The organism is Armatimonas sp., from assembly GCF_043757465.1.
Taxonomy (GTDB): Bacteria; Armatimonadota; Armatimonadia; order Armatimonadales; family Armatimonadaceae; genus Armatimonas.
Map to the genome: position 1 here is coordinate 1 of NZ_JAYVPL010000160.1, position 11,499 is coordinate 11,499.

The 11,499-nt window shown below is 60.9% G+C and carries 9 protein-coding genes; 8 read left to right on the forward strand and 1 reads right to left on the reverse strand.

The window, feature by feature from the left end; genetic code table 11:
- Positions 1-123 precede the first annotated feature (123 nt).
- The 5 genes from ACH2ED_RS22850 to ACH2ED_RS22870 are packed head-to-tail and all read left to right on the forward strand — an operon-like array spanning position 124 to position 5,391.
- Positions 124-1,476, forward strand: coding sequence for a sulfatase (locus tag ACH2ED_RS22850; protein WP_395095061.1), 1,353 nt, complete (start codon positions 124-126; stop codon positions 1,474-1,476).
- Positions 1,473-1,997 carry an adenylyl-sulfate kinase gene (gene cysC / locus ACH2ED_RS22855; RefSeq protein ID WP_395095062.1) on the forward strand — a complete coding sequence of 175 codons (525 nt, stop codon included), beginning with the start codon at positions 1,473-1,475 and terminating at the stop codon, positions 1,995-1,997. The genes ACH2ED_RS22850 and cysC overlap by 4 nt, the downstream gene beginning before the upstream one ends.
- Positions 1,994-2,890: a sulfate adenylyltransferase subunit CysD gene (gene cysD / locus ACH2ED_RS22860; RefSeq protein WP_395095063.1), complete on the forward strand. Its 897-nt coding sequence runs from the start codon at positions 1,994-1,996 to the stop codon at positions 2,888-2,890. Before cysC ends, cysD begins: the two co-directional genes overlap by 4 nt.
- Before the next feature lie 3 nt (positions 2,891-2,893).
- On the forward strand, positions 2,894-4,138 hold the full coding sequence (locus ACH2ED_RS22865) for a sulfate adenylyltransferase subunit 1 (protein ID WP_395095064.1): 1,245 nt from the start codon (positions 2,894-2,896) through the stop codon (positions 4,136-4,138).
- Positions 4,135-5,391 carry a lactate racemase domain-containing protein gene (locus ACH2ED_RS22870; protein WP_395095065.1) on the forward strand — a complete coding sequence of 419 codons (1,257 nt, stop codon included), beginning with the start codon at positions 4,135-4,137 and terminating at the stop codon, positions 5,389-5,391. The genes ACH2ED_RS22865 and ACH2ED_RS22870 overlap by 4 nt, the downstream gene beginning before the upstream one ends.
- Here the strand turns inward: ACH2ED_RS22870 and ACH2ED_RS22875 are convergent.
- Positions 5,376-6,209, reverse strand: coding sequence for an ADP-ribosylglycohydrolase family protein (locus ACH2ED_RS22875; protein ID WP_395095066.1), 834 nt, complete (start codon positions 6,207-6,209; stop codon positions 5,376-5,378). The genes ACH2ED_RS22870 and ACH2ED_RS22875 overlap by 16 nt on opposite strands.
- Before the next feature lie 92 nt (positions 6,210-6,301).
- Between ACH2ED_RS22875 and ACH2ED_RS22880 the strand changes: the two genes are divergently transcribed.
- Genes ACH2ED_RS22880 through ACH2ED_RS22890 form a run of 3 tightly spaced genes read left to right on the forward strand, consistent with a single transcriptional unit; the run spans position 6,302 to position 11,396 of the window.
- Positions 6,302-8,680, forward strand: a complete 2,379-nt coding sequence (locus ACH2ED_RS22880; protein WP_395095067.1) for a DUF1592 domain-containing protein — start codon at positions 6,302-6,304, stop codon at positions 8,678-8,680.
- On the forward strand, positions 8,677-10,026 hold the full coding sequence (locus ACH2ED_RS22885) for a DUF1552 domain-containing protein (RefSeq protein ID WP_395095068.1): 1,350 nt from the start codon (positions 8,677-8,679) through the stop codon (positions 10,024-10,026). The genes ACH2ED_RS22880 and ACH2ED_RS22885 overlap by 4 nt, the downstream gene beginning before the upstream one ends.
- Positions 10,023-11,396 carry an ankyrin repeat domain-containing protein gene (locus ACH2ED_RS22890; RefSeq protein WP_395095069.1) on the forward strand — a complete coding sequence of 458 codons (1,374 nt, stop codon included), beginning with the start codon at positions 10,023-10,025 and terminating at the stop codon, positions 11,394-11,396. The genes ACH2ED_RS22885 and ACH2ED_RS22890 overlap by 4 nt, the downstream gene beginning before the upstream one ends.
- Positions 11,397-11,499: the final 103 nt, after the last annotated feature.

The window sequence follows — 11,499 nt, forward strand, 5'->3', positions numbered from 1 at the left end:
AGTTTGTGGCTTGGGCTTCGTCGTTTAGATGGTTTGGAAGAGGGCTGGCAAATGGCGATGTCAGCCCTGTCGGGAAAAGATATGGGACAAGATTAGCGCCTAGCGGGGGTTAGGGGATAAGTTATGAATGTCGTTCTTTTAGCCATAGACACCCTGCGGCCCGACCACCTCGGGTGCTATGGCTATGGTAAAAACACGTCGCCGCAGATTGATGCGCTGGCGGCGGAGTCGGTGGCCTTTGAGCAGGCGATTGCGGCGGGCATCCCCACCATGCCATCGTTTACGACGATGCTCACCGGCTTGCATCCGTATCGGCATGGGATTGTCGCCCATATCGGAGAGAAGCAGCGTGTGGCGGCGAGTGTTCAAACTCTGCCACAGCTCGCGCAAAAGGCGGGCTGGACGACAATTGGAATTGATAATCTAGTTATTCAAGGCGGCGGCAAGGGCTCCTGGTTTGCACGGGGCTTTGATCACTACTCTGGGTTTCTCTACGCGCCTTTTACCAATCAGAGCGAGCAGCTCGTAGATCGGGCGATCCAGTTTATCGGCGAGCAGGACAAACAAACGCCGTTCTTTCTCTACTGCCACCTCTGGGATCCGCACACGCCCTACGGCCCGCCCGCGCCCTACAACACAATGCACTACACTCCCGGCAGCACGAACTACACAATGGACGAGGTCTACGCCCATGCGCCCGAGTACTACAAGGCGTTCTTAGGCGAGATGAAGTGTGAGCACCCCGACGACTACGCCGCTTTTGTGGCGCTCTATGACGGCGAGATTTCCTACGTGGATGTACAAGTCGGGCGACTGATCGCGCATCTGAAGCAAGAGAACCTTTGGGACGACACGATCTTTGTCTTGATGAGCGACCACGGCGAGGCGTTTGGCGAGGGCGCAATTCACTTCGACCACCACGGCCTCTACGATGCCGTGACCCGTATCGCACTGATGGTAAAAATCCCCGGTGCTGCTCCAGGCCGCACACGGACTCTCGTCTCCACCGAGGATATTTTACCAAGCCTCGCCGGGCTCTGTGGCTGGGAGCTTCCGACACGCTACGAACTCACCGGCCAGAGCTTCGCACCGGCGCTACACGGCGAGGAGTTTGCGGGCAGGGAGCGCGTTTTTTGTGTTGAGTCGTCGCGGCAGGCATCGCTTGCCATTCGCACGCCGAAGTGGAAGCTCATCCAGCCGATTGTGGAGGATGCCCACGGCAAGCCCCTGCCCCATCTACACGGCACGCCACGCGATCCCGAGCTGCTGCTCTTTGATCTAGAGAACGATCCCTGTGAAAAACACAATGTCGCCGACGCACATCCCGAGGTGCGCGAGGCGCTTCTGAGTGAGCTAGAGGCGTGGCATGCCAGCGAAGTTGCCCTACGTGGGGGGCACGATCCCATCAAGGAGAATGGTTTAAGCTTAAGCTACGAGGTCTTTATGTCACGACTGCGGGCGCGGCAACAGAAATGAGCTTCGTTATCTGGCTTACGGGTATGAGTGGCGCAGGCAAGACCACAGTCGCGCGTGGGCTGGCGGAGGCGCTACGGGCACGGGGTGTCGCGAAACTCGAGGTGCTCGATGGCGATGCGGTGCGCGAGAATCTCTCAAAGGGACTGGGGTTCTCCAAAGAAGACCGGGACACCAATGTGGCACGGATCGCCTTTGTGGCGCAGCTGCTCGCCCGCAACGAGGTCAATGTGATCGTCGCGGCGATCTCACCCTACGCCGAGGCGCGGGCGGCGGCGCGCGAGCGGATTGGCGCGAGTTTTGTGGAGGTGCACGTGGACTGCTCACTCCCGGAGCTGGTACGCCGCGATGTGAAGGGGCTTTATGCCAAGGCGCTCGCGGGAGATCTAGCGCACTTTACGGGGGTCTCAGATCCCTACGAAGCCCCTGAAAACCCCGAGATTCGTGTGAGCAGTGAGAGCCAGAGTGCGGAGCAGAGTGTGGCAATGATACTGGCATTTTTGGAGGCGAGGGGGGAGCTGTGACACGCAGTCATCTGGATGAGCTGGAGTCGGAGAGCATCTATGTGCTGCGCGAGGTCGCAGCGCAGTTTGAGAACGTCGCGTTGCTCTTCTCAGGCGGAAAGGACTCGATTGTACTGAGCTATCTGGCCCGAAAAGCCTTCTGGCCCGCGCGGATTCCCTTTGTCTTGATGCATATTGATACGGGGCACAACTTTGAGGAGACGCTGACCTACCGTGATGCCTGGGCCGAAAAACTTGGGGCACGGCTACTCGTACGCAGCGTCCAGGACTCAATAGACACGGGACGGGTCACAGAAGAGAGTGGCGTTTATGCCAGTCGTAATGTCTTGCAGACAGTGACCCTGGTGGATGCGATTAACGAGCTAGGGCTGGATGCCTGCCTGGGGGGAGCGCGACGTGATGAAGAAAAAGCTAGGGCTAAAGAGCGTTTCTTCTCGCACCGCGATGCGTTCTCGCAGTGGGACCCTAAAAACCAGCGCCCCGAGCTCTGGCACCTCTTTAACGGTCACAAAGCCCCCGGCGAGCACTTCCGGGTCTTCCCCATCTCCAACTGGACGGAGCTGGATATCTGGCGCTACATCCAGCGAGAGAACATCCCCATGCCTTCGCTGTACTTCACGCACGCACGCCCTGTTTTTGAGCGAAGCGGCATGGTGCTCGCCGCCAGCGAACTTCTCCCGCGCCTGCCCGAGGAGACGGTCACTGAGCGCCGGGTACGCTTCCGTACGATTGGCGATATGACCTGCACAGGGGCCGTGGACTCGCCCGCCTCCACGATTGCGGAGATTGTCGCCGAGGTTGCCGCGGCCCGCACCACCGAGCGCGGCACCCGCGCCGACGACAAGCGCTCCGAGGCGGCGATGGAAGACCGAAAGCGCACGGGGTATTTCTAAGCCATGGAGTTGTTAAGATTCACCACAGCCGGGAGCGTGGACGATGGGAAATCCACGCTCATTGGCCGCCTGCTCTACGACTCAAAAGCCATCTTCGACGACCAGCTGGATGCGCTGCACCGGGCATCTTTGCGGCGCGGCGAGGAGCAGGTGAACCTTGCGCTACTGACCGATGGCCTGCGTGCGGAGCGGGAGCAGGGGATCACCATAGATGTCGCCTATCGGTACTTTGCGACCCCACGGCGCAGCTTTATTATCGCCGATACGCCGGGGCATGTACAGTACACCCGCAACATGGTCACAGGTGCGTCCACGGCACAAGTCGCGGTGATCTTAGTGGATGCGCGGCAAGGCGTGGTGGAGCAGACCCGGCGGCATGCCTATCTCGCAGCGCTGCTTGGACTCTCGCACCTAGTGTTTGCGGTCAATAAGATGGATCTGGTCGGCTACGAAGAAGCGGCCTTTGCGCGTGTGAAAACGGCGCTGGAGCAAGTGGCAACCCGGCTGGCTCCCACAGCGCAGGTGCATTTTCTGCCGATAGCCGCACTACACGGCGATAACGTGGTCGAGCGTTCCGTGAGGCTCCCCTGGTACTCCGGCCCGTCGCTGCTGGAGCTGCTTGAAACCCTCGAAGCCCCCGAGCAAGCCGGCCCCGCGCGCTTTCCCGTGCAGTACGTGATTCGCCCCCAGAGCCCCGACTTCCCGGACTACCGAGGCTACGCAGGCCGCGTGGTCGGTGCAGCACTCCGGGTTGGGGAGCGTGTGGTGGCGCTGCCCAGTGGAATCGAGACGGAGATTGTTGGCATCGAGACCATGGATGAGTCGCTCGAAGTCGCGGAGCCGGGGCAGAGTGTCACGGTGCGGGTTAAAGACGACCTCGACCTGAGCCGCGGAGACCTACTCGCGCCCGTCGCCGCTCCGCCCACCGTGGCGCAAGAGCTCACCGTCACCCTCTGCTGGCTCGCAACCGCGCCGCTGCAGCTCAATGCCCGCTACCGGGTGCGCCACACCAGCCGTGAAGTGCTGGGAATGGTAACAGGAATTGACTTTGTGGTGGATATTGAGACCCTGGAGCATATTCCCGCCACGGGGCCGCTTACAGCCAATGGGATCGCGCAGGTGCGCTTGCGGCTGGCATCGCCGCTCTTTGTGGATGCCTACACAGTCAATCGAACAATGGGGAGTTTGATTCTCATTGATGAGGCAAGCCATGTCTCGGTGGGGGCAGGTATGATAGTAGCACCATGACAGACTGTGCCTTTGGGCTGGGTTTCACCGACCGCGCCCTCACCGAAACCGAGGTGGAGCAGATCGTCGCGCAGACCCTAGCGACACTAGAGCTCTCCGGCAAGCGCCTGCTCTTGATCGTCCCCGATGCCACCCGCACCGCGCCGGTCGGCTGGCTCTTTCGCGAGATCTACACCCAGACCCACGCCGCCGGAGCGCACCTGGACATCATGATCGCCCTGGGCACCCACCGCCCGATGAGCGAGCCCGAGATCTGCCAGCGGCTGGAGATCACGCTAGAGCAGCGCCACGAAACCTACGGCTCGGTGCTGTTTTTGAACCATGCCTGGGACGATCCCAATGCCCTGGCGTACCTCGGGACAATTCCCAGCGAAGAAATCTCCACTCTCTCCGACGGGCTCTTTGCGATGGACGTTCCGGTGCGCATCAACAAAATCATCTACGATTACGATCGCCTGATGATCTTGGGCCCCGTTTTTCCACACGAAGTCGTCGGGTTTTCCGGGGGAAACAAGTATCTGTTCCCCGGAATCTCCGGCCCCGAGGTGCTGAATTTCTTCCACTGGCTGGGGGCGGTGATTAGCAACCCACTCATTATCGGACACAAGTGGACTCCCGTGCGAAAGGTGGTGGATCGGGCTGCGGCGATGGTGCCGACTCCGCGCACCGCGTTCTGTATGGTGGTGGAAAAGGGCGAGTTGGCCGGACTCTACGCGGGCTCTCCCGAAGCGGCTTGGGATAGCGCCTCGGATCTCAGCGACGCGCTCCATATCACCTACATGCCCCGCGCTTTTCACACCGTGCTCTCCTGCGCCCCGCCGATGTACGACGAGCTCTGGGTGGGTGGCAAGTGCATGTATAAATTAGAGCCCGTGGTTGCCGATGGCGGCGAGCTGATTATCTACGCCCCCCACATCCACGAGATCTCCGCCACCCACGGCGAGCATATCGAGCGCCTTGGGTACCATGTCCGCGATTATTTTCTCGCGCAGTGGGAGACGTTCAAAGACGAGCCCTGGGGCACCATGGCGCACTGCGTCCATGTCAAAGGTGTCGGCACCTACGAAAACGGTGTCGAGACGCCCCGTGTGAAAGTCACCCTTGCCACCGGCCTCTCGGAAGAACTCTGCAAAAAAATCAACCTCGGCTACCGCGACTGGCGCACGATCAACATAGACGACTACAAAGATAAAGAAGACGAAGGCATTCTCTATGTCCCCAAAGCCGGAGAAATGCTCTACCGGGTAAGGTAGTCCCGGCCATACGCGCCGTTTTCCAGCTCGCGGATCAGTACGGCGGGAATGTCTTGCTTGTACTCGATGAAGCACGCGGAGCATCCTAGGGCAATCGCGGCCACAGAATCCGTGTCTCCGGTGAAGGCAATAGCAGCACGAAGCAAGTCCGACTGCTTACGGCAAGCCAGAAGCGCGGTGAGCGCGGCGCGGGCTGTGGAAACCCCGTGGAGAGGAACCGGGCCACGCCAGGGCTCGCTCCAAGGCGTCCCCGGAACGTGTTTCTCTAAGAACGCCGCCAGCTCGCGGAGCTTGCCGAGCCGCTTGAAGCCAAAGTGCGCTATCAATCCCACGGCCTGCGATGAGGCGATCCCGCCGGGCGTGTTGTGCGTGATCGCCGCCTGGATTTTAGCGTAGGCTTTGACTTTCGCGACACTCGGCAAGAGCCCCAGTGGTACCGAGCGCATCGCCGCACCGTTGCGGTCGCTGGTCGGTTTTAGCTTCGCAAGTAGCTCGGTGCCGTTCTTGCACTCTTTTAGGACGCCTTCAAAGCCGCGGGCATAGCCTGGACGGGGGTCGCGGTGGTAGACGTAGACAAATCTATCGGCTAAGTAGCGCGGTGTCCAGGGCTCACCCAGGCGCACAGCTTCCCAGATTGCCAGCGTCATCTGTGTGTCGTCGGTGTAGTGCCCCGGCGTAAACCCCACGCGCTTGCGGTAGTGCTTGCCGTCGTTCTCGCTCTCGACGACCTCGGGAGTCTCAAACTCGAAACCCGCCCCGTAGGCATCACCCACGGCAATCGAAAGAAGAATTCGAGAAGTGGTTATTGCATCGCTCATAATAATTGTCATAATAACACATATATTAAATTTCCGCCGATTTAAAGCGACAGAAAGTTGAGGTATTTCTTTTGTTCGGGCATAATAGACACGTGCAATATGAACGCAGTCGTTTCAGGAGCTGGATAGGTGGGCTGATGCCACTCTTGCTTCTGGCCGGTGGGCTGATCAGTGCGAGTCGTGCGACCCTGCAGGCCGCACGTCAGCCTTCGCCGGTCGCGCTAGCGCCCTTTGTCCAGCAGTACTGTGTCGCCTGCCATAGTAGCCGCAACAAGTCGGGAGGGCTGGGACTGGATGCCCTCAGCAAGCAGGCGATTGACCGACACCCCGAGGTTTGGGAGCGTGTCGTTCGCCAGCTTCGTGCACGGCAGATGCCGCCCGTTGATCAAAAACGTCCTGATGAGCGCAGCTATGAAGCAGTTGCTGTGGGGCTGGAGTCCGCGTTAGACCGAGTCGCGGCAGCGCACCCCGAGCCTGGCCGCACCGAGACCTTTCGGCGTTTGAACCAGACCGAGTATCAAAACGCCATTCGCGATCTTCTGGCGCTGGAAATTGATGGTGCCGCGCTTCTGCCGCGTGAGACCGCGAGCAATAAATTTGATAACGTGGCGGTCGGCGATCTCTCCCCCGCTCTAATGGACCGCTATCTGACCGCCGCGCAGAAGATCAGCCGCCTGGCCGTGGGATCACCGGGACGCACTCCCGGCGGCGACACGATTCGGCTTCCCGCGGATCGCACACAGGAGGAGCATGTTCCTGGCTTGCCGATTGGCACGCGTGGCGGGACACTTATTCCCTACACTTTCCCCTCAAGTGGTGAGTACGAGGTCGCCGTTCGTCTGAGCCGGGATCGCAATGAAGAAGTCGAGGGGCTACACGAGCCACACGAGCTGGAAATCTTGCTGGATCGTGAGCGACGCGGCCTGTTCACGATTCGCCCGCCGCGTAGCGGCGAGGGGCACACACAGCTAGATCAGCACCTGAAACAGCGCATCACCGTGACCGCAGGGCGACACCTGCTGGGCGTGACATTTGTGAAGAAACCGTCCACGCTTCAGGAAACCAAACGGCAACCCTACCTCGCCCACTTCAACCTGCACCGGCACCCGCGCCTCGCCCCCGCCGTCTTTCAAGTTTCGATTACCGGGCCCTACGATGTGAAAGCGCTAGGTGACACACCCAGTCGCCGCCGGATCTTTATCTGTCGCCCCAAGAATTCTGGTGAGGAAGACGCGTGCGCCCGCCGCATTCTCTCTCAGCTCATGCGACGAGCGTATCGGCGTCCGGTCGCCGCGGAGGACTTGAAGACGCCTCTGCGGCTCTTCCATCAGGCTCGCACCGAGGGCACGTTCGACAGTGCGATTGAGATGTCGCTCAGCGCGATTCTGGTCTCCCCGAGCTTTCTGTTCCACATTGAGCAAGATCGTGTCGGGGCCGCACTCAAGACCGCCTACACGATCAGTGAGAGTGAGCTTGCCTCTCGCCTCTCGTTCTTCTTATGGAGCAGCATTCCCGATGATACGCTCCTCACTCTGGCGGAGCACAAGCAGCTCAGCCGTCCGCAGGTGCTGAAGGCTCAGGTGCGGCGCATGCTGGCCGATCCCCGTGCGAGTACGCTCGTAACCAACTTTGCCGCCCAGTGGCTCCATCTGCGCAATCTGGACTCGGTGACCCCTGACTTGCGCCTCTTCCCCGACTTTGATGATAACCTACGGCAGGCGTTTCGTCAGGAAACGGAGCTGTTTTTTGAGAGCATCCTGCGTGAGGATCGCAGTGTGCTTGACTTGCTGAGCGCCAACTACACCTACCTCAATGAGCGCCTCGCCAAGCACTACGGCATTGCATATGTTTATGGCAGCCGCTTTCGCCGTGTCACGCTGGCCGATAACCGTCAACGCGGCGGGCTACTCCGCCAGGGGAGCATCCTGACGGTCACGTCCTACGCGACGCGCACCTCCCCGGTGATCCGTGGCAAGTGGGTGCTGGAAAACCTGCTGGGCGTGCCGCCGCCGCCGCCACCTGACAATGTGCCTGCACTGAAAGACAACACCGTGGCGGCAAATCTGACGGGGCGCGAGCGCCTCGCTGAGCACCGAGCCAACCCCGCCTGCCGAAGCTGTCACAGCCGGATGGACCCCGTCGGTTTTTCGCTGGAAAACTTCGACGCGATCGGGCGCTGGCGGGAGCTTGAAGAGGGTGTCAAGATCAACACGAGCGGCGGTCTACCCGATGGGAGCCAGTTTAACGGGGTAACCGGTCTAGAGAAGGCGCTTCGCAAACGCCCGGAGCTGTTTGTCCGCACCCTGACAGAGAGACTCTTGATGTTCGGTCTGGGGCGCATCGTGGACGAAAAAGACGCGCCCGCAGTTAGAAATATCGTTCGCCAAGCAAAGGTGGACAACTACCGGTTCTCGTCCCTTATTGTGGAAATTGTGAACAGTCCCCCCTTTCGAATGAGGAAAATGCCATGATCATTACAAAACGAGCCCTGCCCCGCCGGGCGCTACTGCGTGGTGCGGGAGCCACGCTGGCACTGCCGCTACTCGATGCGATGGTAGCACCGATGACGGCGCTGGCAACAACACCCGCAGACCCCGCGCGCCTGCGCCGCCTGGGGTTTGTCTTCATGCCAATGGGCTCGGATATTACGCGCTGGACGCCACCTGATGCCACGCGACTCGACCGTCTCTCCCCGACTCTGAGCCCTCTGGAGAAACTAAAAGACGAGGTTTGCATTATCAGTAACCTGGAGCTGCTCAATGCCTACCCGGGCACGCACTCGTCGTCCAACTCCGCTTTTCTGAGCGCCGCCAAGGCTAAGCACACCGAGAGCACCGACTACTATCTCGGCACGACGGTGGATCAGATCGCGGCCAAGCAGCTTGGCAAAGAGACACAGCTGCCGTCGCTGGAGCTCTCGATGGACCTGCTGGCGACTGTCGGCCAGTGCGACAATGGCTTTGCCTGCGTCTACCAGAACTGCCTCTCGTGGTCGTCGCCCACAACGCCGCTGCCCGCCGAGGCGCATCCTCGCATTGTCTTTGAGCGCCTATTTGGCGAGGGAGGAAGCCTGGCCGAGCGCCGCGCGGCACTGAAAAAACGAGCGAGCCTGCTCGATGCCGTGAGCGAGGACTTCACTCGCCTGAAACGCCAGCTTGGCCCCGCCGACCGTGCCCGTGTGAGTGGCTACCTGGAGAGCATCCGCGAGGTCGAGCTGCGAATCCAGAAGGCCGAAGGCGATGCCAAGCAAAACGCTTTGCCGGACCTGGATCGCCCGATCGGGGTGCCCACTGCCTACGCCGACCACGCCCGACTGATGTTCGACCTGCAGGTGCTAGCGCTTCAAGGCGACATCACCCGCGTGGTCACCTTCCAGCTGGCGCGCGAGACCAGCAATCGCACTTATCCGGAGATTGGCGTCCCCGAGGCGCACCATCCCCTAACCCACCACGGCAACGACCCGGAAAAGATCGCCCGCATGGCGAAGATCAACCAGTTTCATGTGTCATTGTTCGCCTACTACCTGGAGCGACTGAAGGCAACACGGGAAGGCGACGGCTCACTACTCGACCACTCGCTGGTTCTCTACGGAAGTGGGATGGGCAACCCCAATGTCCACGACCATCGGAACCTGCCGATCATTGTCGCGGGTGGTGCCGCAGGTAAGATGCAGGGTGGGCGGCACATTAAGTACGACAAGCCCACGCCGCTCGCGAACCTGCACTTAACCCTGCTCGATAAAGTCGGGGTTCGCCTCAACCAGTTTGGCGACAGCAACGGCAAGATGGACGCGCTCTTCGAGCCGCTGGCGGTATGAGAAACAAGCGAGACACGCCGCTGGCCGATGCCGTGGAAAGGCTAGACCGACCGCGCATTCAGGCTCTGCTACAGCGAGGCGCTCAGGTCAATGCGGCTCAGGCCGACGGCATGACGGCTCTGCACTGGGCTGCCCACCACGGCGATCTAGCGACGGCAAAGCGACTACTAAGTGCCCATGCCGACGTGAGCGCTGCCAACCGCTACGGCGTGAAGCCGCTTTCCCTGGCCTGCACGACGGGCAACACGGAGCTGGTTGAGCTGCTGCTACAGGCGGGAGCAGATTCCAACACGACGCTCCTCGGTGGCGAGTCCGCGCTCATGACCGCCGCACGCACGGGCCAAGTCGGGCCCGTGCGGGCACTGCTTGCACGCAAAGCGAACATCAATGCCAAGGAGCGTAGCGGGCAGACCGCGCTCCTGTGGGCGGCGGCGGAGGGACACACAGCAGTGGTGCAGCTCCTGATCCAGGCCGGGGCGGACTTTCGCACACCGCTCCCCTCGGGCTTTACGCCGCTGTTTTTCGCCGTGCGGGAGGGCCATCGGGACGTGGTGCAAGTGCTTCTGAGAGCAGGTATTGACGTAAAAGACGTCATGCAGACGCAGCGAACCGGCGGCAAAGCCCCGCGCAAAGGAACCAGCCCGCTCCTGCTGGCGGTGGAGAACGCGCACTTCGCCTTAGCCGTAGACTTGCTCAGAGCCGGTGCCGATCCCAACGACCAGCGCTCGGGCTATAGCGCCCTGCATGCCCTTACCTGGGTTCGCCGACCCAACACCGGCGACGGCCCCGATGGCGACCCGCCGCCCCTCGGATCGGGCGCAATCAGTGACCTCCAGTTTGTCCGAGAGCTGGTCGCGCGCGGCGGTGATGTCAACGCCCGACTCACGCGCGAAGACTCCGGGCGCGGCAAGCTCAGCGAGATTGGCGCTACGCCGTTTCTCTTTGCCGCTCACACCGCCGATCTAGCTCTGATGCGTCTACTAGTAGAACTCGGAGCCGACCCGAAAATTCCCAATGCGGACAACTGCCCGCCCTTGGTGGTCGCCGCGGGGTTTGGCACCCAAGCACCGGGCGAGGAAGCGGGTACGGAAGATGAGATGATGGAGGTGCTGGCGTACTTGCTGAAGCTCGGTGCCGATATCAATGCGGTGGACAAGAACGGCGAGACGGCGATGCATGGGGCGGCCTACAAGAACGCTCCGAAAGTGGTCGCGTTTCTGGCGAGCCACGGCGCGGACAGCAAGATATGGAACCGCGCCAACAAGTACGGCTGGACCCCGCAGCAGATCGCGGAAGGGAACCGACCGGGTGCCTTCAAACCCTCCCCCGAGACCCTCGCGGAGCTCAGGCGTGCTTTAGCCCCCCTTTGATGGTTCTAGTACAGCTCGGCACAAATTTTGATAATATTAGGTAGTCAAAACCTTCCCGGTATAAGTCCAACGAAATGGCTTAGCCATCGTCGCGTTAAAGTAA